This window comes from Streptomyces barkulensis (genome assembly GCF_002843305.1).
Taxonomy (GTDB): Bacteria; Actinomycetota; Actinomycetes; order Streptomycetales; family Streptomycetaceae; genus Streptomyces; species Streptomyces barkulensis.
Map to the genome: position 1 here is coordinate 159,042 of NZ_PGSG01000006.1, position 23,300 is coordinate 182,341.

At 70.4% G+C, this 23,300-nt stretch carries 17 protein-coding genes; 7 read left to right on the forward strand and 10 right to left on the reverse strand.

Translation table 11 applies throughout. The annotated features are described in order from the left end of the window. Nucleotides 1-10 precede the first annotated feature (10 nt). The 3 genes from CUT83_RS01160 to CUT83_RS01170 form a co-directional block, all read right to left on the reverse strand. The gene (locus CUT83_RS01160; RefSeq protein ID WP_101253991.1) at nucleotides 11-1,768 is read right to left on the reverse strand and encodes a protein kinase family protein; all 1,758 of its coding nucleotides are present in this window, start codon (nucleotides 1,766-1,768) and stop codon (nucleotides 11-13) included. A gap of 130 nt (nucleotides 1,769-1,898) precedes the next feature. Continuing rightward, a complete protein-coding gene (gene murJ / locus CUT83_RS01165) occupies nucleotides 1,899-4,154 on the reverse strand; it encodes a murein biosynthesis integral membrane protein MurJ (protein ID WP_101253992.1) in 2,256 nt (751 codons plus the stop codon). Between the two features lie 55 nt (nucleotides 4,155-4,209). Then, on the reverse strand, nucleotides 4,210-6,636 hold the full coding sequence (locus CUT83_RS01170; RefSeq protein ID WP_101253993.1) for a DUF6049 family protein: 2,427 nt from the start codon (nucleotides 6,634-6,636) through the stop codon (nucleotides 4,210-4,212). 264 nt (nucleotides 6,637-6,900) lie between these two features. Between CUT83_RS01170 and CUT83_RS01175 the strand changes: the two genes are divergently transcribed. Then, a complete protein-coding gene (locus CUT83_RS01175; RefSeq protein WP_420882445.1) occupies nucleotides 6,901-8,385 on the forward strand; it encodes a CCA tRNA nucleotidyltransferase in 1,485 nt (494 codons plus the stop codon). Here the strand turns inward: CUT83_RS01175 and CUT83_RS01180 are convergent. The 3 genes from CUT83_RS01180 to CUT83_RS01190 form a co-directional block, all read right to left on the reverse strand. Next, entirely contained in the window at nucleotides 8,357-9,706 is a 1,350-nt protein-coding gene (locus CUT83_RS01180) for an MFS transporter (RefSeq protein ID WP_101253995.1), read from the reverse strand. The two genes, CUT83_RS01175 and CUT83_RS01180, sit on opposite strands and share 29 nt — an antisense overlap. 144 nt (nucleotides 9,707-9,850) lie before the next feature. Beyond that, nucleotides 9,851-11,380 (reverse strand): glycosyltransferase family 87 protein, encoded by a 1,530-nt coding sequence (locus CUT83_RS01185; protein ID WP_173914999.1) that lies wholly within the window; start codon nucleotides 11,378-11,380, stop codon nucleotides 9,851-9,853. Nucleotides 11,381-11,599: 219 nt separating this feature from the next. Beyond that, nucleotides 11,600-14,245: a transglycosylase domain-containing protein gene (locus CUT83_RS01190; protein WP_101253997.1), complete on the reverse strand. Its 2,646-nt coding sequence runs from the start codon at nucleotides 14,243-14,245 to the stop codon at nucleotides 11,600-11,602. A gap of 440 nt (nucleotides 14,246-14,685) precedes the next feature. On the opposite strand from CUT83_RS01190, the gene CUT83_RS01195 reads away from it, so the two are divergent. Beyond that, nucleotides 14,686-15,297 (forward strand): PadR family transcriptional regulator, encoded by a 612-nt coding sequence (locus CUT83_RS01195; RefSeq protein WP_101253998.1) that lies wholly within the window; start codon nucleotides 14,686-14,688, stop codon nucleotides 15,295-15,297. Nucleotides 15,298-15,372: 75 nt separating this feature from the next. Further along, nucleotides 15,373-16,455 carry an inositol-3-phosphate synthase gene (locus CUT83_RS01200; protein WP_101253999.1) on the forward strand — a complete coding sequence of 361 codons (1,083 nt, stop codon included), beginning with the start codon at nucleotides 15,373-15,375 and terminating at the stop codon, nucleotides 16,453-16,455. Nucleotides 16,456-16,670: 215 nt separating this feature from the next. On the opposite strand, the gene CUT83_RS01205 is transcribed toward CUT83_RS01200, so the two are convergent. The 3 genes from CUT83_RS01205 to CUT83_RS01215 all read right to left on the reverse strand — a co-directional run bounded on the left by CUT83_RS01205 (nucleotide 16,671) and on the right by CUT83_RS01215 (nucleotide 19,397). Then, on the reverse strand, nucleotides 16,671-17,702 hold the full coding sequence (locus tag CUT83_RS01205) for an alanine racemase (RefSeq protein WP_101254000.1): 1,032 nt from the start codon (nucleotides 17,700-17,702) through the stop codon (nucleotides 16,671-16,673). A 93-nt stretch (nucleotides 17,703-17,795) separates the two neighbouring features. Continuing rightward, nucleotides 17,796-18,914 (reverse strand): lipid II:glycine glycyltransferase FemX, encoded by a 1,119-nt coding sequence (locus CUT83_RS01210; RefSeq protein ID WP_101254001.1) that lies wholly within the window; start codon nucleotides 18,912-18,914, stop codon nucleotides 17,796-17,798. Between the two features lie 180 nt (nucleotides 18,915-19,094). After that, nucleotides 19,095-19,397 (reverse strand): hypothetical protein, encoded by a 303-nt coding sequence (locus CUT83_RS01215; protein ID WP_101254002.1) that lies wholly within the window; start codon nucleotides 19,395-19,397, stop codon nucleotides 19,095-19,097. Nucleotides 19,398-19,738: 341 nt separating this feature from the next. Here CUT83_RS01215 and rpsF point away from each other — a divergent pair, with 341 nt between their 5' ends. The 4 genes from rpsF (at nucleotide 19,739) to rplI (ending at nucleotide 21,488) form a co-directional block, all read left to right on the forward strand. After that, nucleotides 19,739-20,029 (forward strand): 30S ribosomal protein S6, encoded by a 291-nt coding sequence (gene rpsF / locus CUT83_RS01220; RefSeq protein ID WP_093657167.1) that lies wholly within the window; start codon nucleotides 19,739-19,741, stop codon nucleotides 20,027-20,029. A 110-nt stretch (nucleotides 20,030-20,139) separates the two neighbouring features. Beyond that, nucleotides 20,140-20,715, forward strand: a complete 576-nt coding sequence (locus CUT83_RS01225) for a single-stranded DNA-binding protein (RefSeq protein ID WP_101254003.1) — start codon at nucleotides 20,140-20,142, stop codon at nucleotides 20,713-20,715. Nucleotides 20,716-20,786: 71 nt separating this feature from the next. Next, nucleotides 20,787-21,023, forward strand: coding sequence for a 30S ribosomal protein S18 (rpsR, locus tag CUT83_RS01230; RefSeq protein WP_027765513.1), 237 nt, complete (start codon nucleotides 20,787-20,789; stop codon nucleotides 21,021-21,023). Between the two features lie 18 nt (nucleotides 21,024-21,041). Then, nucleotides 21,042-21,488: a 50S ribosomal protein L9 gene (rplI, locus tag CUT83_RS01235; RefSeq protein ID WP_093851894.1), complete on the forward strand. Its 447-nt coding sequence runs from the start codon at nucleotides 21,042-21,044 to the stop codon at nucleotides 21,486-21,488. Between the two features lie 88 nt (nucleotides 21,489-21,576). Here the strand turns inward: rplI and CUT83_RS01240 are convergent, their stop codons facing one another. Then, entirely contained in the window at nucleotides 21,577-22,923 is a 1,347-nt protein-coding gene (locus tag CUT83_RS01240; protein ID WP_101254004.1) for an MATE family efflux transporter, read from the reverse strand. Nucleotides 22,924-23,300: the final 377 nt, after the last annotated feature.

Here is a 23,300-nt window from a genome sequence, read left to right on the forward strand (position 1 = left end):
GGGCGGCAGGTCAGCTGAGGACCTCGACCTCCGTGATGCGGCCACGGTAGTTGCCTTCCTCCGTCAGGGGGAGTTCGGTGAGCCACACCAGAACGTAGCGCGTCCTGATCGGCTTCTTGGCCTTGAGCTCCACTTTGGTTCCGGAACCGCTGCTGACCTTGCTGAAGCCGTTCAGCGAGCCGGGCATCCGCGCGGTGTCCTCGTCCGTCGCCAGGAAATCGACGGAGGTACCGCCCTTGAAACCGACCTTGACGGTGCTGATCTGCCGGGCCTCGCCCAGGTCGAGGATCAGACCCACGCCGTCCTTGAGATTCCCGAACTTCGCGCTGTTGTAATACATGGTCTGCCAGAAGGTTCCGGCGTCGCCGTCGATCGCGTTGCCCACCTGGCCGCTGTTCTCGGTGGGGTCGCCACCGAACGGGTCGAAGTCCTTGGCGAGGGAGATCTCGACCGGCTTGCCCGTGGGAGCGGTCTCCGGCTGCTTCTGCTGCTCGATCTCGCTCTGCCCCGGGTCCGGCGCCGGGGGCTCGCCGCCCTTCAGGAGGGTGTCGGCCAGTTGCCAGCTTCCCAGTCCCAGTGCGGCGATGAGCAGAGCGGATACGCCCCACTTCAGCAGCCTGCCGGCGCGGCCGGGCAGCGCGGGGGGCGCCGGCGCCGTCGTCACGGTGGGCGCGCCTGCGGGCCCCGCGGGAGGACGGGGCACGGGACCGCCGTAGACCCCCTGCCGGTAACCGGGGCCCTGGTACGGCGGCGGAGCGGTGAACTCGGGCTCGGGCGGCCGGATACGCGGCAGCGCGGCGATCGCCTTGGCCAGCTCCTCGGGGGTGGTGCAGGGCTGTTCCTGGCGGGAGGCGGTGGCGCCGTCGTTGACCATCGCGCGCATGGCCAGCTCGGAGAGCCCGCGGTGCACCCCGGCGCGTACCTGGTCCGGGGGGACGAGGGAGTCGCCGGTCAGCTCGGCCATGCCGCCGAGGCCGTAGGCGTCCTCGCCGTACGGCCAGCGGTGGGTGAGAGAGGCGTAGAGCAGAGCGCCGATCGCCTCGGTGTCGGTGCGCTGGGGATGGTCGGAGGTGATGCCGCGCAGGGCGGCGTTCACGGCGAGGCCGCGGATGCGGTACTGGCCGGCGGCGGTGCGCAGGACGCAGCCGGGGGTCAGTCGCAGATGAGCCAGGCCCTCGCGGTGGGCGGCGGCCATCGCCTGGGTGATCTGGCTGACGAGCTGATAGGCCTCGTGGGTGGGCAGCGGGCCGGAGGCGAGAAGGGCTGTGAGGGGGGTGGCGTCCGGGAGCCACTCGTGGACGACGTAGACGAGGTCGTTCTCCTCGACCGCGTCCAGTACCTGCACGAAGCGGGGATCGCCGAGGAGGGCCGCGGAGCGGGCGGCGGCCAGGACCGGTCGGGCGCGGGGGTGGTCGGCCGCGAGGAGATGGACGCCGACGGCGCGGCGCAGTTTCTCGTCGACGGCTCGCCAACTGCTGAAGCCGTCCAGACGGGTGATGCACTCCTCCAGACGGTAGCGCCGGGCGAGCTTGTGACCGCTGTGCAGCTCGGGCGGCTGCGGGGTCTGGGAGGGCTCGGGGGCCGATGTCACCGCGTCGGTGGTATCAGGGGCGCCGGAGGCTTCCGCCGTTGCGCTGTCATCGCCGTCGTGGTCCGTGGAACCGTCGGCCGTGGCCCGCTCGACAGCGGCGGTCGGCGGCTTGTTCCCGCCGTCCGTCCCGCCGCTTTCGCCGGTCACGTCGACGGCAGCCGTGCTCCGTTCCGCCACCGTCGCTCCCGCCTCCCCATTCGTTACAGCCTGTTTCCCGACACAGCCAGAGACAATTGTGCCCACAGTCCGCCGCTGTGCACGACACACGGGTGGGGCCGAAGGTTGTGCGACCGGCCTCGGAGGGCCGTCAGCGGCCGAGCTTCGCGCGGACCATGCCCATCATGGCGGTCAGTTCCTCCACCCGCATACGCCGGGCCGCCAGAACGAAGACCGCGCCCAGCACCAGGCCGCCCGCGGCCAGGGCCGCGGCACCGCTGACGAAGCCGGGGCCGAGGGCCCGGACGATGAAGTAGGCGACCGTGCCGCCGGCCAGGGCGGCCGGGACGCCGGCGCCGCAGAGCCTGGCGTAGGCGCGCACGATGCGGGGGCCGTCCAGATCGCCGCCCAGCTTCCTGCTCAGCCGCTTCCAGGCGACGCCGACGCCCACGGCGTAGGCGAGACCGTAGGCGGCGGCCATACCGGCGACCGCCCAGTGGCTGGGCAGCAGAAGGAAGGCCAGAACGGAGCCCGCGGCGTTGCAGGCGGCCACGATCACCGTGTTGTAGAAGGGGGTGCGGGTGTCCTCGTATGCGTAGAAGCCGCGCAGGACCACGTACTGCACGGAGTAGGGGATCAGTCCGAGGCCGAAGGCCATCAGGATGTAACCCATCGAGGTGGCCGCGTCGACGGTCGCGGAGGAGTACATCAGCAGGCACATCGGCACGCCGAGGGCCACGAAGGCGAAGGACACGGGCACGATGGCGACGGCCGAGGTACGCAGTCCGTGCGAGATGTCGTCGCGGACGGCGGCCGGATCACCGTCGTGGGCGGCGCGGGAGATCCTCGGCAGCAGGGCGGCCATCACCGAGACGGTGATGATGGCCTGCGGCATCTGCCAGATCAGCTGGGCGTTGCTGTAGCCGAGGATGCCGGTGCCCGGGTGGCCGTCGGCGTCGGCGGCCTTGCCGGCCCAGGTGGCGAGCTGAGTGACGACCAGGACGCCCGCCTGGTTGGCCAGGACGAACAGGAAGGTCCACTTGGCGAGGCGGGCGGCCTTGCCCAGGCCGTGGCCGCGCCAGTCGAAGCGCGGGCGGACACGGAAACCGGTGGCGCGCAGGTAGGGGATCATCGCCAGGGACTGGACGACCAGCCCCAGCAGGGTGCCGACGCCGAGCAGCCGGACGCCCTCCGGCGGGATCGTCTCCACACTCATCCCGGAAGTGCGGGCCGTGCCGTACACCCAGATGAAGAGACCGAACGTGGTGATGATGACGATGTTGTTCAGGACGGGGGTCCACATCATCGCGCCGAAGCGGCCCCGGGCGTTGAGGATCTGGCCCATGACGACGTGGACGCCCATGAAGAAGATCGTGGGCAGGCAGTAGCGGGCGAAGGTGACCGCCACGTTGTTGGCGGCCGGGTCGTCGGCGATCTGCACGGACAGTGCCCGCACCAGCAGCGGCGCACCCAGCACCGTGAGGGCGACCAGGCCGCCGAGGACGACCATGACCAGGGTGAGGAGACGGTTGGCGTATGCCTCACCGCCGTCCTCGTCGTTCTTCATGGCGCGTACGAGCTGCGGCACGAAGACGGAGTTCAGACCGCCGCCGATGGACAGGATGTAGATCATCGTCGGCAGTGTGTACGCCACGGTGTAGGCGTCGCCGAGGAGTGCGGCGCCGAGCGCTGCGGTGATCACCAGGGTGCGGACGAAGCCCGTGAGCCGGGAGACCATCGTGCCCGCGGCCATGATGGCGCTGGACTTCAGTATGCCGCCGCCCCGGCGGGCGGACTTGCCCGCCGCCTCGGGAAGCGGTTCCGCGGCGGTGTCTTCCGGTGCCGGTGCCGGTGCCGCCTGCGGTGGCGGTGGCGGCGGTGGGGACTGTGGTCCGGAGACGGCGGGGGACGGAGGCTGCTGCGGGCCGGGCTGCGGGGGCTGCCCGTAGGACTCCTGCGGTCCGTAGGGGCTCTGGGCTCCGGGAGCCGCCTGCGGCGCGTACGGATCCTGTGGTGCGTACGGCCCCGAGGGCTGCCCCTGCTCGTACGGCCGCCCCTGCTCGTACGGCTCTCCCTGCGGCCCGGCCGGCGGGTACTGCCGGTGCTCCTGGGACGGGGACGCCTGCTGGTCGTGGAAGAGGTGTGCGAAGGCGTCGTCGCGGGCGTGCCCCCCGCTCTCCCGCGCCCCTGCGTCCAGCAGGTCGTCCACGCCCGTGAAGCGCACGGTCGCCGAGTCGCCGCCCCGCCCCGGCTGCCCGTGGGCGCCGTGAGGGGCGGGCCGGGAGGTGTTCCGGCCGTACGGGTACTGCCGGTACGGGTACCGCTCCTGCGCGTCCTGGCCGCCCGGAACGGCCGGCTCCCCACCGCCGGGCGCATCACCGCGGTCACGGTCGTACGGCGCGTTCATCGCTGCAACCCCACCTCATCGTCCGCGGCCGTCTTCCCCGGCCCCGACAGCTCGCTCAACGCTCCACCTTCTCACCCGCACCGGAGGGGTCGCGACGTCCGGCTCCGGTGTTCCCGGCGGGGTCACCCGCCTGCCCGCCCCCGGCCTCCGCGGCGGGCCTTCCGCCGGCCTCCGCGGCTCCCGCGGACTCCTCCGGCTCCCCCCGCTCCTCCGGTCCGTCCGCATGCCGCACCAGGGGGGCGTCCGGGTCCGGCTGTTCGCCGATGCGCTTGCGCTGGGTGTACATCCGCACCCCGGCCAGCACCACGAGAAGGACTCCGCCGGAGATCACCAGCATCACCGCGGAGGTGATCTCGGTGACCTCCACCTGGAACCTCATCGCCTCGCCCCAGGGATCGCCGTCCTCGGTGTAGAGCCGGGCCTCGACCCAGGTGCGGCCGTTGGCCTTGGCGGTGGTGGGGACCTTCACCGACTGGCTGTGCCCGCCCTCCACCGTGACCGGCTGTGCCTCGCCGACGTCCAGGCCGATCCGGCGTCCGGAGACCAGCCGCAGCTCCAGGTTCTCCACGTCCTGGAGGAGCTTGTTCTGCACGGTCACCGGAATGGTGGCGCTGCGGCCGGACAGCTTCATGTCCGACTTCTCGATCAGCCGGACACCGCCCGTCAGCTCCTCCAGGTAGTCGCCCACCGAGTCCCGGTACTCCGCCGCCGCCTCGCGGTCACCGCGCCAGGAGACGGACATCGAGCGGTGGAGTGCGCTGTTGAAGGGCGTCTCCACCCGGGCCGGCTCGGACAGGATGCTCTTGAAGTCGCCCAGGGTGTTCCGGATGGCACGGATCTCCTCGAAGGACTCGGTCCGCAGCTCCCGTTTGCGCAGCGAGTCCGGGTAGGAGCCCTGCCCCGGCACCTTCCGGCCGGCCCGCGGATCCGGATCGGCTTCCGCGGCCTCGGCCAGGCTCACGAACTCAGCCCAGCGCCCGTCGAGTTGGAGTGTGTCGAGTGCGTCGGCCATCGCCTGGGCCTGGCTGACGGTGGGCATCCGCTGGGGGGTCACCACGATGCTGCGTTGCCGGCCCGGCTGCTGCGCGGTGATCGACTGGGTGTGGGCCAGGAATCGCTGTACGGCCCGCGTGGAGCCGTCGGCCCGGGTCATGTCCCCCCGGAACAGTTTCGACAGCCGGGCGTCCGCCACGATCGCGGTGGTGCCGCCGCCGATCGGCCGGGCGGCGGTGGGGGTGTGGTTCAGGGAGGCGGGTTCGCGCATGCTGTCGCTGCGGGCGATGACGTTGTGGGCGCCCGCAGAGGTGGCCACGGAGACGATGGAGGGGTCTACGGCGCCCTCCACCGGCCAGGCGAAGTCGGTGCTGGGCTCGGTGAGCAGGGTGGTCTCCACCGTCATCCGGCCCAGTTCGGTGGCCGGCCCCAGGTGGCTGAGCGCGCCGGAGACCTTCTTGCCCCGGTGGGCGAGGGAGGCGAGATCCGGGTCGCCGAAGGGCAGGGCCACGACCTCCCCGTCCTCCACCGCCTGCCGCAGCTCGTGCAGCCACCGCCGGGCGTCGGCCTGGCCCTTTCCGGCGACCTCCCGGCCGTCCTCGGTCAGCACCTTGTAGTTGTTGGTCATCGCCTCCACGGATGCGAGCAGATCCGGGTCGACCACCCAGGTGACCGGCAGCTTGCTGCCCAGGGCGACCATCTGCTGGAGCCGCCCGCCGGGCGCGATCTCGGCTTCGAGGTCGTCGTCCTCGAACACCGGAATCCGCCGCCGGTCCCCGGACTCGGTGCGGGCCGTGACGTGGGTGGAGGAGATCAGCGGCCACAGGAAGGTCAGCTGTGTGGCCTGCTCGGGCGCGGAAGGCTGCCACGGCAGGATGGCCCGCTCGATGCCCAGGACGCGTCCGTACGCCTCGTCGGCCATCCGGCCCGACAGCGACACACCGAGCTGGTACACCCCGGGCTCGTCGAACGGCAGCTTGTCGGCCGGCACGCTCAGGGTGAAGGAGAAGCCGGCTCCCGGGGGGAGGTCACCGATCTTCACGGTGCCCTTGCCGCCGATCTCCTCTCCGTCGACCCCGGGCACGTAGGCGGTGCGCGAGTCGGCGCGGTCGATCGCGCTGCGTGTGGTCAGCCGGGTGCCGGGGCGCAGCGCTACCTTGGCCTCGGTGATGTCGGACGAGGTTCTGTTGCTGACGCGGCCGGAGACGGTGACCGTGTCACCCTTGCCCGGAACCGAGGGGGTGAGCCCGGTGATGGAGACCGAGGCCGTACGGGACTCGTCGGCGGTGGGGGTCGCCGGCGCCGCCTGGGCGGAAGGGACTGAGAACGCGGAGGGGGCCGAGGGCGCGGCGGCGGCCTCGGCAGGGGACTGGGCGGCCACTCCCGCCAGCAGCGGCAGGGAGGCGGCCAGCACGGCCGTGCAGCGCACCGCCCATCGGCGACGGGCAGGAGCGAAGGGGGTCCCTGGGGTCTGTGCCGCCTCGGCCACGTGCCTCGTCCATCCTGTCCGCCGGTCGTCCGTACCGGTGCGCTGCCGATCTGCCAATGGTCTGCCGCTGGCCTGCTACTGGTCTGCCGCTGCTGTGACGCACTCAGATGCTAACGATCCCCGCCGACCGTGAGTGCCGCGGAGCCGACCATGGGGCCGACTGCGGAACCGACCACGGAACCGACCACGGGCCGGGAGTGGCCGACGGGCCGGGAGAGTAACGGGGAGGACCGACGGGAGGCAGGCCACGTACCCTGTTCTGCTGTGCCGAACGCCAACACTGACAGCCATCCCCAGCAGCAGGCCCACGGGCCCACCCGAGGGGCTCCTCCGGCGGTGCTGGGGGAAGCCCAGCGCAGAGCCGTGAGCGAACTGCTGCGGGTGTCCCCCGTCGCCGACGACCTGGCCCGCCGCTTCAAGGATGCCGGATTCACCCTGGCCCTGGTCGGCGGTTCCGTGCGCGACGCGCTGCTGGGCAGGCTCGGCAACGACCTGGACTTCACCACCGATGCCCGGCCGCAGGACATCCTGGCCCTGGTCCGGCCGTGGGCGGACGCGGTGTGGGAGGTGGGTATCGCCTTCGGCACGGTGGGCTGCCGCAAGGACGACTACCAGATCGAGGTCACCACGTACCGGTCGGAGTCGTACGACCGGACCTCGCGCAAGCCCGAGGTCTCCTACGGCGACTCGATCGAGGAGGACCTGGTCCGCCGGGACTTCACCGTCAACGCGATGGCGGTCGTGCTGCCCGAGAAGACCTTCGTCGACCCGCACCGGGGTCTGGAGGACCTGGCGCGCCGGGTGCTGAGTACGCCCGGCACCCCCGAGGACTCCTTCTCCGACGACCCGCTGCGGATGATGCGGGCCGCCCGCTTCGCCGCCCAGCTCGGTTTCGAGGTGGAGGAGGGGGTCGTCGCCGCGATGACGGCGATGTCCGAGCGGATCGGGATCGTCTCGGCCGAGAGGGTGCGGGACGAGCTGAACAAACTGATCCTCGCCGATCAGCCCCGTCGCGGCCTGGAGCTGCTGGTGACGACGGGGCTGGCCGACCGGGTCCTGCCCGAGCTGCCCGCGCTGCGCCTGGAGCGGGATGAGCACCACCGGCACAAGGATGTCTACGAGCACACCCTGACCGTGCTGGAGCAGGCCATCGACCTGGAGGAGGACGGTCCGGACCTCACCCTGCGGCTGGCGGCTCTGCTGCATGACATCGGCAAGCCGAAGACACGCCGGTTCGAGAAGGACGGGCGTGTCTCCTTCCACCACCACGAGGTGGTGGGGGCGAAGATGACCAAGTCCCGGATGACCAAGCTCAAGTACCCGGGCGAGATGGTGAAGGACGTCTCGCGCCTGGTCGAGCTGCACCTTCGCTTCCACGGCTATGGCACCGGGGAGTGGACCGACTCGGCGGTGCGGCGCTATGTCCGCGACGCCGGCCCGCTGCTGGAGCGACTGCACAAGCTGACACGGTCGGACTGCACCACGCGCAACAAGCGCAAGGCCAACGCCCTGTCGCGTGCGTACGACGGCCTGGAGGAGCGCATCGCGCGACTGAAGGAGCAGGAGGAACTGGACTCCATCCGCCCGGATCTCAACGGCAACGAGATCATGGAGATCATCGGGCTGCGCCCCGGCCCCGAGGTGGGCGAGGCCTACCGGCACCTGCTGGAGCTGCGGTTGGAGCACGGCCCGATGGGGCGTGAGGCCGCGACCGAGGCCCTCAGGCAGTGGTGGGCCGGTCGGGACTGACCGTATCGCTGTTCTCGTCGCGGTGGCCGTTGCGGCGTTTCACGTGAAACACCGCAACGGCCACCGCTGCGTACAGCGCCGTCACCGTCATCACCAGAGCCGGCGAACGGCCGTCCGGAAGGAGCATCAAGGCGGCCACACCGGCGGCACCGACGAAGGCGACGTTGAAGAGCATGTCGTACAGGGAGAAGACCCTTCCCCGATAGACATCGTCCACCGATGACTGCACGACCGTGTCCGTGGTGATCTTCGCGCCCTGAGTGGCCAGCCCCACCACGAAGGCGGCGCCCAACACGGGAACGGGCCGGAAGGGCAGCGCCAGCGCGGGCACCAGTACCGCGGCCCCCGCGGCACACAACGCGATCCAGCCGAACCGGCCGACGCGCTGTACGGCCCAGGGAGTGATGACGGCCGCGGTGAAGAAACCCAGTCCGGAGACACCCACAGCCAGCCCCAGAAGCGCCATTCCGCCCAGCAGGCCTCCGCCGTCGCCGCTGCCTCCCCCGCCGCCACCGTCCCAGGCATACCGGCTCAGCATCAGCACCATCACCGTCAGTGCTCCGTAGCAGAAGCGCAGCACCGCCATCGAGGCGAGTGACTGGGCGGCTCTGCGTCGCTCCCCCAGATGGCGGAGCCCGGCGACCAGTCCGTGTGCGACATCGGCCAGCGCGATGCTCAGCCGGGCCCGGATGATCGTGTCAGGCCCGAGCGTTCCACGGCCGATCCGGAGTGATGCCAGGGCGCCCAGCAGATAGAGACCGGCACCGAGAGCCACGACCATGGCGTCCGCACCCGGGCCGTCCGGGGCGGGGATCCTCACGAGGAATGCGAGCCCGCCTCCCGCGGTGGCCGCCAGGGTGCCCGCAGTGGGGGACAGGGAGTTCGCCATCACCAGCCGTTCGCCGTCCACCACATGCGGCAGCGCGGCGGAGAGCCCGGCGAGTACGAAGCGGTTGACGGCGGTGACCGAGAGCGCGGCGAGGTAGAACAGCCACACTGGTGCCGAGGTCAGCACCAGTGCCGCGGTGGCGGTCGCCAGCACGGCGCGCAGCAGATTGCCGAACAGCAGCACCTGCCGCCGCTGCCACCGGTCGAGCAGTACTCCGGCGAAGGGGCCGAGCAGCGAGTACGGCAGCAGTAGGACGGCCATCGCGGAGGCGATGGCGGCGGGAGAAGTCTGCTGCTCGGGGGAGAAGACCACATAGGCGGCGAGCGCGACCTGGAAGACTCCGTCGGCCGACTGGGACAGCAGCCGTACCGCCAGCAGTCGGCGGAAGCCGGAGAAGCGCAGGAGCACGCGCAGATCACGCACAACAGCCATGCGGTCAGCCTCACACACCCGCCCGTCGGGGAGGCGCAGCGCCCCGGGTACGGCCGGTCCCTGCGGTGTTTCACGTGAAACACCGCAGGGACCGGCGAGCGTCGTTCCCCGCCGGTGCCGGGCTCCCGGCGTGCCGTCCGGTTCTCAGGGAGCTGAGAGTCCTGAGGGCTCTGAGAGCTCTGAGGACTCTGAGGGTTCTGAGTGCCCTGAGTGTCCTGAGGGCTCTGAGGGCCGGGGAGAGCCGGGAAGAGCCGGGTGGCGATCCCCTCGGGAGCCGAGGACGAAGACATCGGGTGCGTGGTCGAGGACACCCCCGGAGGGGTCGTCGGAGCCGTCCCGGCGGACCACATCCCGGTCCGGCAGCAGGATGTCCCGCACCACCACGGCGCACAGATACAGCGTGCCCAGCAGATGGAGCACGATCGCGAACTGGTAGCCCTCGGTGGGCAGCCCATGGTGGTCGTCACCGCTGCCCGTGTAGGCCAGGTAGAACCAGATGCCGAGGTAGTACATCACCTCGCACGCCTGCCAGATCAGGAAGTCGCGCCAGCGCGGCCGGGCCAGGGCGGCCAGCGGGATCAGCCACAGCACGTACTGCGGCGAGTAGACCTTGTTGGTCACGATGAACAGGGCGACCACGAGGAAGGCGAGCTGCGCGAAGCGCGGACGGCGCGGCGCGCGCAGGGTGAGCAGGGCGATCGCCGCACAGCCCAGCAGCACCAGCAGTGTGGCGTAGGTGTTGGCGTGCTCCAGCGGGTCGCCGGTGCGCTGCGAGATGATCAGCCAGAACGAACCGAAGTCGATGTTCCGTTCCTGGCTGAAGGCGTAGAACTTTCCCCAGCCCTCCGGGGCGAGCAGTATGACGGGCAGGTTCACCGCCAGCCAGGAGGCCACGGCTCCGCCCAGTGCCGCGCCGAACGCCCTCCAGCGTCCCGCACGCCAGCAGAGCACCAGCAGCGGCCCCAGCAGCAGGAACGGATAGAACTTGGCGGCGGTCGCCAGCCCCAGCAGCACCCCCGAGGCGAACGGGCGGCTGCGCGCCCACATCAGCATCGAGGCGGCGGTCAGGGACACCGCCAGCAGGTCCCAGTTGATCGTCGCGGTGAGCGCGAGGGCCGGGGCGAGTGCGACCAGCAGCGCGTCCCATGGGCGCCGCCGGTGGGTACGGGCGACGCACACCACCAGGACGGCGGCGCAGACCATCAGCATCCCGGCGTTGACCGTCCAGTAGATCTGCTGCCGCTGCATCATCTCGCCGCCCTGCGGTGTGAACCAGGACGCCACCTCCATGAACACCCCGGTCAGCACCGGGTACTCCAGATACTCCATCCCACCGGAGACCTCCTGGGGGATGCGGTCGAAGTACGGCGTGAGATCGGCGGCGAAGCCGCGACCGGTGTAGAGGTGCGGGATGTCGGAGTAGCAGGCGTGCACATACTGGCTGGTCGCCCCGCGGAACCAGCCGCTCTCGTAGCAGGGCACTTTCTGCACCATGCCGAGCGCGAACATCCCCAGCATCACCAGCAGCACGACCCGTACCGGCGTCCACCAGGACCCTCCGGTCAGCGCACGCCTGCCGATCGGCCCGCCGATCAGCTCGCTGCCCGCGGCGGAGACCTCGTCCTGGACGGTGGGCCGTACCGGTGCCTGCTGCTCCTGGTGCGCGCTCGTCATGGGCCACATCCTGCCGTATGGCGGATCCGGGCACGCGGTACGCGAGGCGGTGGCCCGCCGGTCCCGGCTGCCCCGGCGGGCCGGGCCAGGCTGGGACGGCCGGGACGGCCGGGACCGGAGAAGCCGGAAGCGGCGCCGTTTCCGACGCCGCTTCCCATGTCCTTCTCAGCGCTCCCAGCCGGAGTCCCGGCAGAGGGCGGTCACTGCCCGAGGCCTTTCTCAGGAGCCGTCCTGGCCCCAGATCCCGCCGCCGTTGCCGCCGTTTCCTCCATTGCCGTTCCCGCCGGTGTCGGTTCCGCCGGTGTCCGTGCCCCCGGTGTCGGTTCCGCCGGTGTCCGTGCCCCCGGTGTCGGTTCCGCCGGTGTCCGTGCCCCCGGTGTCGGTTCCGCCGGTGTCCGTGCCCCCGGTGTCGTCACAGAACCAGTCGTTGGGACGGCAGGTGCTCGACGGAGGCCCGGACGGCGTCTCCTGGGACGGCGACGGCTCCGTGCTGGGCTCGGGCTCCTCGCTCTCCGACGGCGACGGCTCGGGCTCCTCGCTCTCCGACGGCGACGGCGACGGCGACGGGGCACCGACCTGGTCGATCTTCTTGCCGACCGGACCGGGCTCGGGGAAGTCCTTCGTCGGCACTCCCTTGAGCGCGCTCTTCATGTACGCGGTCCACACCTCGGTGGGCAGCCGGCCACCGTGGATGGATTCGAAACCACCCGTGTTGTTCATCGACAGCAGGGTGCGCTTCTCCGGGTCCGTGCGGAACAGGGTGACCGCGGTGGACAGCTGCGGGGTGTACCCCACCCACCAGGCGGACTTGTTCTTGTCGGTCGTACCGGTCTTGCCCGCCACAGGGCGGCCCAGCCCCTGGGCCCTGGTGCCCGTGCCGTGCGGCTTCTCGACGACGCCGCGCAGCACATCGGTGACGGTGTCGGCGATGTCGGAGTCCATCGCCGTCTCCTTCTGGGGCTTCTCGAAGCCGGGCTCCTCCTCGCCGTTGTGCGTCACCCTCCGCACCGTGTAGGTGTCGACCTGGGTTCCCGAGGCGGCGAAGGTCGCATAGGAGTTGGCCATCTCGATGGCGCCCGGGGTGGAGGTGCCCAGCGCGAAGGACGGGTTGAGGTTCGGGTCGAAGCTGTCCTTCTCGATGCCCGCGCTCTCCGCCATGCCCTTGACCTTGTCCATGCCCACGTCCATGCCGAGCTGGACGAACGGGGTGTTGGCGGAGACCTCCATGGCCCGGCGCAGGGTGACGTACCCGTGGTCCTTGTCACCGTCGTTCACCTGGTAGAAGGGGTTGCCCTCCTTGTCCAGGTAGTCGGTGCCGTCCTGCTGCTTGACCTTCAGCTTGTTGTCGCCGTTGTACTCGCTGCTCGGTGCGATGCCCACACCGTTGCTCTTGTAGGTGCCGTGCTCCATGGCCGCGGCCAGCACGAACGGCTTCCACGTCGAGCCCACCGGGACGCCCAGGGTGTCCGCGTTGTTGGTGAAGTGACCATTTTCGAAGCCCGGGCCGCCGTAGATGGCCACGACCTTGCCCGTGCCCGGCTCCACCGAGGCGGCGCCGAACTGCACGAACTTGTCGGTCTTGGGGCTTTTCTCGGGGTCGATGTACTGCTTGGTGACCTTGTTGACCGCCTTCTCCATCGCGGCGGTCTTCTTCTTGTCGAAGGTCGTGTAGATCTGGTAACCGCCCTGGTCGAACTTCTGCTTGCTGATGCCCAGGGTCTTCTTGACCTCGGCCTCGGCGAGGGCGGCCAGATAGCCGGCCTGCCCGTTGAGCCCGGCCTGGGCCTTGCGCGGGGCGATCTTGGGGAACTTGTACTTGTCCCGCTCGCTCTGGTCCATCAGCTTCAGATCGACCTGCCGGTCCATCACCCAGTTCCAGCGCTTCACGGCGCGCTTCCGGTTCTCCTCGGGGGAGGAGTTGGGCCCCTCGCCGCCGGCCGGGTCGTACAGGTCGGCGCCCTTGAGGACGGTGGTGAGCAGTGCGCTCTCGGAGGGTGTGAGGTCCTTGGCGTCCTTCTCGAAGTACGCCTGGGAGGCAGCCTGGATACCGTGCGCGCCGCGCCCGTAGTAGCTGGTGTTCAGGTAGCCCTGGAGGATCTCCTCCTTGCTCATCTGGGCGTTGACCTTGATGGAGATGAACAGCTCCCGCGCCTTGCGGGCGATGGTCTGGTCCGGGCTCAGATAGTTGTTCTTGACGAACTGCTGGGTGATGGTCGAGCCGCCCTGGGTGTCGCCGCCCGTGGCCATGTTGAACACCGCCCGGCCGATGCCGATCGGGTCGACGCCCTTGTCCTCCCAGAAGGTTGCGTTCTCGGCGGCGACGACCGCCTTCTGCATCGACTCGGGGATGTCCTCTATCTTGATGTTCTGCCGGTTGGTCTTCCCGGCTCTGGCCATGACGGTGTCGTCGGACCAGTAGTAGACGTTGTTCTGCTGGAGCGCCGCTATGTTCTCGTCCGGCACCTCCACCATGGCCAGCGCCAGCCCGCCGAGGCCGATCAGCATCCCCATGAAGGCCATGGCCAGGCCGGTGACCAGCTTCCAGGACGGCATCCAGCGCCGCCAGCCGTACTTGCCGGACCTGGGGTAGTCGATGAAGCGCTTCTTCTCGGGCTCGTAGCGCCCCCGCCTGCGGCCGACGACCGTGACGTCCCCGGCGTTGTCGGCCGCCCGGCGTCTGCCGCCTCCGCCGCCGGCGCGCTGTGCCGCGCGCCGCGCCTCGGCCCGGCCGCCGTGGGGGCGGTCCGAGGGCATGCCGTGGGAAGCGGTGGAGCCATACGGCTGTGCGGCACGCCGACCGCCTGACGGCGGCTGTGCGGCGCGCCGGCCACGCGACTGCGGTGGCTTACGACGGTGCTCGCTCATGTGGAACAGCTACTCCTCGGGCAGGCGCTCGCGCCTGAAGGCGGCAGTGTACTTCCAGTCCCCCGAAGTGCGGCCCGCCCACGTTCCCAGAACTGGCCGCACTGCACCCGGGACGAGGACGCGTCCGACGCCTCGTTGGTTCCCGGTGGCCTTCTGCACAGCGGACAGACTACGTAGGTACGAAAACCCCATCTCCGGCATTCAGGAGAAAGAGGGGCTACCGAGCTGTAGTGAAGGAGCGATGTGAAACCGCTCACTCTCCCCCGCGCCCACCCCCCCTTGTCGCGCCTGTGGAGGCGCTCTATCGTCTTCGCTATCGCCCCGATGTATCGAGTCGATACATCGGTGAGAGACAATGGCACAGGACGACGGGGCGCGAGCCCGAGGCGGCCGCCCGCGGACGGGCCGGCCGGCGGACACCGGTGGAAGGAGTGACGGCGATGGGCAGACGCTCGGGAATCCTGGAGTTCGCCGTCCTCGGACTGCTCCGCGAGTCACCCATGCACGGTTACGAGCTGCGCAAACGGCTCAACACCTCGCTGGGCGTCTTCCGGGCCTTCAGCTACGGCTCCCTCTACCCCTGCCTGAAGACGCTGGTCCAGCGCGGATGGTTGGCCGAGGAGCCCGGCGACGAGCCCGAGGACTCCCTCGCGGCGCCGCTCACCGGACGCCGGGCCAAGATCGTCTACCGGCTCACGGCCGAGGGGAAGGAGCGCTTCGAGGAGCTCCTCTCCCAGACGGGGCCGGACACCTGGGAGGACGAGGGGTTCGGCGTCCGTTTCGCCTTCTTCGGCCAGACCTCGCGCGATGTGCGGATGCGGGTGCTGGAAGGCCGCCGCAGCCGCCTGGAGGAGCGCCTCGCCAAGATGCGCACCGCCCTGGCCCGCACGCGGGAGCGGCTGGACGACTACACCCTCGAACTGCAGCGACACGGCATGGAGTCCGTGGAGCGCGAGGTCCGCTGGCTCAACGAACTCATCGAGAGCGAGCGGGCGGGGCGTGATCAGCATCGGGGGCAGACCCCGCCCGATCCGTCCGATGACACCGCGTGAAGGTCCGCACCGAGCGGGCCGGCACCAACACCACCGTCGGAAACGACACGGAACAAACACAGGGAGCAACCGCCAATGGGTTCGGTTCGCGTAGCCATCGTCGGCGTGGGCAACTGCGCCGCCTCGCTGGTGCAGGGCGTCGAGTACTACAAGGACGCCGACCCGAAGAGCCGTGTGCCGGGTCTGATGCACGTGCAGTTCGGCGACTACCACATCTCGGACATCGAGTTCGTGGCCGCGTTCGACGTGGACGCCAAGAAGGTGGGCCTGGACCTCGCCGACGCCATCGGCGCCAGTGAGAACAACACCATCAAGATCTGCGACGTGCCCGCCACCGGCGTGACCGTCCAGCGCGGCCACACCCTCGACGGCCTGGGCAAGTACTACCGCCAGACCATCGAGGAGTCGGCCGAGGAGCCGGTCGACGTCGTGAAGGTCCTCAGGGACCGCGAGGTCGACGTCCTGGTCTGCTACCTCCCGGTGGGCTCCGAGGATGCCGCGAAGTACTACGCGCAGTGCGCCATCGACGCGCGTGTCGCCTTCGTCAACGCCCTGCCGGTCTTCATCGCCGGTACCGAGGAGTGGGCGAACAAGTTCGCCGAGGCCGGTGTCCCGATCGTCGGCGACGACATCAAGTCCCAGGTGGGCGCGACCATCACGCACCGTGTGCTGGCCAAGCTCTTCGAGGACCGCGGTGTCATCCTCGACCGCACGATGCAGCTCAACGTCGGCGGCAACATGGACTTCAAGAACATGCTCGAGCGCGAGCGCCTGGAGTCCAAGAAGATCTCCAAGACCCAGGCCGTCACCTCCCAGATCCCCGACCGGGACATGGGCGAGGACAACGTCCACATCGGCCCGTCGGACTACGTGGCCTGGCTGGACGACCGCAAGTGGGCCTACGTCCGCCTGGAGGGCCGCGCGTTCGGCGACGTCCCGCTGAACCTGGAGTACAAGCTGGAGGTCTGGGACTCCCCGAACTCCGCCGGTGTCATCATCGACGCCCTGCGCGCCGCGAAGATCGCCAAGGACCGCGGTGTCGGCGGCCCGATCCTGTCGGCCTCCTCCTACTTCATGAAGTCCCCGCCGGTCCAGTACTTCGACGACCAGGCCCGGGAGAACGTGGAGAAGTTCATCAACGGCGAGGTGGAGCGCTAGGAAGCACCCCGGGGGTCACCCGGTTGTCGCCCGGGAGAACCCGGGCGACACAGCGGAAACAGCGGAAACACCGCAAACACCGCGCCGGAAGCCGGTGGCGCATCCGGCGGCGCAGCATGGCGAGGGGCCCGGACACGGTTTCGTGTCCGGGCCCCTCGCCGTCGTACGGCGCCGTGTACGGCCGGGCGGTACGGCGCCCCGCCGCGCGCGGCCGCTCAGTTGTCGACCAGCCGGTCGTACTGCGTCGTCGTGTGCCGCAGGATCGCCGTCAGCTCGTCGCCCACCTTCGGCTCCGCGGCCTCCTCCGGCACGAACAGGATCGACACCTGCATGTGCGGCGGCTCGGCGAACCAGCGCTGTTTGCCGTCCCAGACGAAGGGCGAGAGGTTGCGGTTGACCGTCGCCAGCCCGGCCCGCGCCACGCCCTTGGCCCGCGAGGTCATCCCGTGCATGGCCTTCGGCGCCTCCAGGCCCACCCCGTGCGAGGTGCCGCCGGCCACGACCACCAGCCAGCCGTCGCCCGGCGCCTTCTGCTGGCGGTAGCCGAAGCGGTCGCCCCGCACCACCCGTGTGACGTCCAGCACCGAGCCCCGGTACCGGGTCGCCTCGTGGTCGCCCAGCCACAGCCGGGTGCCGATCCGCGCCCGGAAGCGGGTCTGCGGGAACTGCTGCTGGAGCAGTGCGAACTCCTGAGGCTTCAGATGGCTGACGAACATCGTCTCCAGCGGCAGGCGGGCCGCCCGCAGCCGGTCCATCCAGCCGATGACCTCGTCCACCGCGTCCGTGCCGTCGGTGCGGTCCAGCGGCAGATGGATCGCGAAGCCCTCCAGCCGCACGTCCTCGATGGAGGCGCGCAGCTTGCCCAGATCCTCCTCCACCACCCCGTGCCGCTTCATCGAGCTCATCACCTCGATGACGACACGGGCCCCGACCAGCGCGTTCACCCCGTCGACCGAGGAGACCGAACGGATCGCCCGGTCCGGCAGCGGCACCGGCTCCTCACCGCGGCGGAACGGGGTGAGCACCAGCAGGTCCCCGCTGAACCAGTCCTTCATCCGGGCGGCCTCGTACGTGGTGCCCACGGCGATGACGTCCGAGCCGAAGCGGGTCACCTCCTCGGCCAGCCGCTCGTGGCCGAAGCCGTATCCGTTGCCCTTGCAGACCGGGACCAGCCCCGGGAACTGCTTCAGCACCGTCTGCTGGTGCGCCCGCCAGCGTTCGGTTTCGACGTAGAGGGAGAGCGCCATGGCCGTACGGAACCTTTCTCATCGGTCCCGGCGTGCGCCGGCGGGCCGTCTTCCGTCCCGCCGGCTCTCGCCGGACGTGCGTGGAGCAGGGCGTCAGCGGCGCGACATGTAGATGTCGAGCGCCTTGTGCAGCAGCTTATTGAGCGGAAAGTCCCACTCGCCGAGATACTCGGCGGCCTGGCCGCCGGTGCCCACCTTGAACTGGATCAGGCCGAAGAGGTGGTCGGAGTCGTCCAGGGAGTCGCTGATGCCGCGCAGGTCGTACACGCTCGCCCCGAGCGCGTAGGCGTCCTGCAGCATCCGCCACTGCATGGCGTTGGAGGGGCGCACCTCGCGCTTGTGGTTGGCCGAGGCGCCGTAGGAGTACCACACGTGGCCGCCCACGATCAGCATGGTGGCCGCGGCCACCGGCTCGCCCTCGTGCTTGGCGAAGTACAGCCGCATCCGGTTGGGGTCCTCGGCGTTCAGCGCCGTCCACATCCGCTGGAAGTAGCCCAGGGGACGCGGCCGGAAGCGGTCGCGCTCGGCCGTGACCTCGTACAGCTCCTGCCACACCGGCAGATCGTCGTAGCCGCCCTGCACGACCTCGACGCCGGCCTTCTCGGCCTTCTTGATGTTGCGCCGCCACAGCTGGTTGAAGCCCTTGTGCACCTCGTCCAGCGAGCGGTTCTCCAGCGGCACCTGGAAGACGTAGCGCGGCTGGACGTCACCGAAGCCGGCGCCGCCGTCCTCGCCCTGTTGCCAGCCCATCCGCCGCAGCCGGTCGGCCACCTCGAAGGCGCGCGGTTCGATGTGGGTGGCCTCGACGTCGCGCAGCCGCTTCACGTCCGGGTTCTGGATGCCGGCCTTGATCGCGGGGGCGTCCCAGCGCCGGATCACCACGGGCGGGCCCATCTTCACCGAGAACGCGCCCTTGGCCTTCAGGTGCGCCAGCATCGGGCGCAGCCACTCCTCCAGGTTCGGCGCGAACCAGTTGATCACCGGCCCCTCGGGCAGATAGGCCAGATAGCGCTTGACCTTCGGCAGCTGGCGGTACAGCACCAGACCCGCCCCGACCAGCTCGCCGCCCGCGTCGAACCAGCCCAGGCTCTCCGATCCCCACTCGGCCTTCACATCCGCCCACGCGGGGACCTGCATGTGACTGGCCGATGGCAGGCTCCGGATATACGCCAGGTGCTGCTCGCGACTGATCGTCCTCAGGGTCAGGCTCATTACGGGGCGCTCCTCCGGCGTACTTCGCAGGGTCTGGCCGGAAGCCTACTGCGCAGGCACGCGCCCCGGACGTGCCAGTACGGGGCCGTGGCGAGCCGAGGCCGGGCCCGCCACCGCCCCGCCCCACCGGCCGCCCCGCTCCGCCGGCCGCCCCGCCCCACCGGGCCGGTGGCCGGGAGGTCAGCCGAACAGCCCGCCGTTCGACATCCCCAGGTAGAAGCCGACCGCCGCCGCTCCCATGCTGACGACCAGCGCGAACCGCTCGCCGGTGGTGGCGGAGATCATCTGCCCCCAGCCGCCGGACACGATCCCCAGCAGTCCGGCCCAGGACGCGATCAGGCTGAGGCCGGAGAAGAAGCCGGTGACGAACGCGACCACACCGAGCACCGCGGTCACGGCGACGAGCCGGTTCTCGACCGGGTGCCGCCGGCCGTCGGTGTTGAGGAGGAAGGAGACCGGGCTCCTCCGTACCGCCTGTGCCATGGGGAACCTCCTGCGGGGCCGTCCGGAAGGGCCGGACCCCGGACAGGGCGGATGAGCCGCATCCGCCGGACTTGCGAGGGTGCGACGGGTGACGTGTGCCACGTCCCCTATGTCAAGATTGCGGGGATCGGGCACCGGATTTCAACCCGAGTGGCGGTGCGGGTACTCTGTACCGTCTGCGCGGTGTCTGCCCCGGCGGCGACCGGATCCGGGAACGGACCGGGGGCTTTCCGGGGAACGGACCGGGACTGTCAGTGCCGGCCGATACCGTTGCTCACGCATCACGACCCTCCTGCCACGGAACGACCGTGGCCGCCGAGTCCAGAGGAGGTGGGTTCCACATGCGTCACTACGAGGTGATGGTCATCCTCGACCCCGATCTCGAGGAGCGCGCTGTCTCCCCGCTGATCGAGAGCTTCCTTTCCGTCGTCCGCGAGGGCGAGGGGAAGGTCGAGAAGGTCGACACCTGGGGCCGTCGTCGTCTCTCGTACGAGATCAAGAAGAAGCCCGAGGGCATCTACTCGGTCATCGACCTGCGGGCCGAGCCCGCGGTCGTCAAGGAGCTCGACCGTCAGATGAACCTGAACGAGTCGGTTCTGCGGACCAAGGTCCTCCGCCCCGAGACCCACTGAGCGCCCCCGCTCAGCGGATTCCCGGCAACCGGTAGCGCCTCCGGCACTCCGGAAGCACCGGCACCACAGCATCACCAGCAGCCAGCAGCACCCCGCCGAGAGGTTCACCCATGGCAGGCGAGACCGTCATCACGGTCGTCGGCAATCTGGTCGACGACCCCGAGCTGCGCTTCACCCCCTCCGGTGCGGCGGTCGCGAAGTTCCGTGTCGCGTCCACCCCCCGCACCTTCGACCGCCAGACCAACGAGTGGAAGGACGGCGAGAGCCTGTTCCTGACCTGCTCGGTGTGGCGGCAGGCGGCGGAGAACGTCGCCGAGTCCCTCACCCGGGGCACCCGCGTCATCGTGCAGGGCCGGCTCAAGCAGCGCTCGTACGAGGACCGCGAGGGCATCAAGCGCACGGTCTACGAGCTGGACGTCGACGAGGTCGGCGCCAGCCTGCGCAACGCCACGGCCAAGGTCACCAAGACCACCGGCCGCGGCGGCGGCCAGCAGGGCGGTGGCGGCGGCTGGGGCGGCGGCCCCGGCGGTGGCCAGCAGGGTGGCCAGCAGGGCGGCGGCGCACCCGCGGGCGACCCGTGGGCGACCGGCGCTCCGGCCGGCGGCCAGCAGGGCGGCGGCGGTGGCGGCTGGGGCGGTGGCTCCGGCGGTTCCGGCGGCGGCTACTCGGACGAGCCCCCCTTCTGAGGGACCCCCAGGGGTTCCGGGAGGGGCTGCGCTCACAGGCACAGACTTCTTGAACCAAACGGAGAGAGACAATGGCGAAGCCGCCTGCTCGCAAGCCGAAGAAGAAGGTTTGCGTGTTCTGCAAGGAAAAGATCAAGTACGTCGACTACAAGGACACGAACCTGCTGCGGAAGTTCATCTCCGACCGCGGCAAGATCCGTGCCCGTCGTGTGACCGGCAACTGCACCCAGCACCAGCGTGACGTCGCCACGGCCGTGAAGAACAGCCGTGAGATGGCGCTGCTGCCCTACACCTCGACCGCTCGATAAGGGAAGGATGACCGACTCATGAAGATCATCCTGACCAACGAGGTCTCGGGTCTCGGCAACGCCGGCGACATCGTCGAGGTGAAGGACGGGTACGCCCGCAACTACCTGCTCCCCCGCGGATTCGCAATCCGCTGGACCAAGGGCGGGGAGAAGGACGTCGAGCAGATCCGCCGCGCCCGCAAGATCCACGAGATCGCGACGATCGAGCAGGCCAACGAGATCAAGGGCAAGCTGGAGGGCGTCACCGTGCGCCTGAAGGTCCGCGCCGGCGACCAGGGCCGTCTGTTCGGCTCCGTCACCCCGGCCGACGTCGCCGCTGCGGTGAAGACCGCGGGCGGACCGGACGTCGACAAGCGCCGCATCGAGCTGGAAGCCCCGATCAAGACCCTGGGCTCGCACCGGGTCTCGGTGCGTCTGCACCCTGAGGTCACCGCCAGGATCGGCGTCGAGGTCGGCGCCGCCTGACGGCACCCCGGCACACAGCCGAAGGGCCGCGGTCCCCATGAGGGGCCGCGGCCCTTCGCCGTGCCCCGTGCTGTGCCGGGCGGTCCGCTCAGGCGCGCACCGCCCCGGTGACGACCCAGCGGCCCGAGCGGGCCCGCAGCCACAGGGTGACCAGCCGCATCCCCATCATCAGGCCGGCGACCGCCCACCACAGCGCGGTCAGCCCCCCGCCCAGCGCCGGGACCGCCAGCGCCGCCGGGGCGAACACCACCAGCGTCGCCAGCGCCGCCCACGCCAGATACGGCCCGTCGCCCGCGCCCATCAGCACCCCGTCCAGCACGAAGACCACCCCCGCGACCGGCGAGGTCACCGCCACCACCAGCAGCGCGGGCGTCAGCCGGTCGTGCACGGCGGTGTCCGGGGTGAACAGCGGCAGCAGCAGCGGGCGCACCGCGACCACCAGCACTCCCAGCACCACCCCGGAGGCGACGCCCCACCGCACCATCCGCCGGCACGCGGCCCGCGCTCCCGCCGCGTCCCCCGCGCCCAGGTAGCGGCCGATGATCGCCTGCCCGGCGATGGCGATGGCGTCCAGCGCGAAGGCCAGCAGGGACCAGACGGTCAGCGTGATCTGGTGTGCGGCCACCTCGACGTCCCCCAGCCTTGCCGCGACGGCGGTCGCCAGTACCAGCACGGCGCGCAGCGACAGGGTGCGGACCAGCAGCGGCGTCCCGGCCCGGCCGCTGGCCCGGATCCCGGCGGCGTCCGGCCGCAGCGAGGCGCCGTGCCGGCGGGCCCCCCTGACCACCACCACCAGATAGACGGCCGCCATCGCGCACTGCGCGATCACCGTGCCCCAGGCCGAGCCGGCGATGCCCAGCCCGGCGCCGTGGACCAGGGCGAAGTTGAGCACGACGTTGACGGAGAAGCCGCCGACTGCCACGTACAGCGGGGTCCGGGTGTCCTGCAGCCCGCGCAGCACACCGGTGGCGGCCAGGACCACGAGCATGGCGGGGATGCCCAGTGCGCTGATCCGCAGATACGTCACCGCGTGCGGCGCCGCGGTCGCGGACGTTCCGAACAGGTCGACGAGTGCGGGTGCGGTGGGCAGCACGGTGGCCACCACCGCCGCGCCGAGCAGCAGCGCCAGCCAGATTCCGTCCATGCCCTGCCGGATGGCGGAGGGCAGGTCACCGGCCCCGACGCGGCGCGCGACGGCGGCGGTGGTGGCGTAGGCGAGGAAGACGAAGACGTTCACCCCGGTGGTCAGCAGGGTGGCCGCGACACCGAGACCGGCGAGCTGAGGGGTGCCCAGGTGGCCCACGATCGCGCTGTCGGCCATGACGAACAGGGGCTCCGCGACGAGTGCGCCGAAGGCGGGGAGCGCCAGCGCGATGATCTCGCGGTCGTGGCCGCGCGCCGCGGTGCGTCCGGCCGGCGGGGGAGCGTGTGTCATGATCCGATCCAAACATCCACAAGTAATAGTTGCAATAGATGTGTGACCATTACCATTCCTCACCTGGGGTGAGATCCTCTGCGCCGTTTGTCGCGATCTTGACGCGAGTCGCGAAGTTTTTCTCCTGCACAGCCGGTGGATGGGAAAACAGCAGCTCAAGCCCTGTGGAGAAGTCGGCCTACCGACTTCTCCACAGGTCCGTCCCCCGCCCCGTGCACAGGAATCGCCGAGTTCTCCACAGGATGCGGTCGTTCATCCACACACCCTGTGGATAACTGGATTGGCTGGAGGCCCCCGTAGCCCTACCGTTGTCCGGCGCCCGCCTGCTGTTCCCCTCCTCTTCGCCCGGTCCGCGACCGGAACCGCGACCGGAGGCG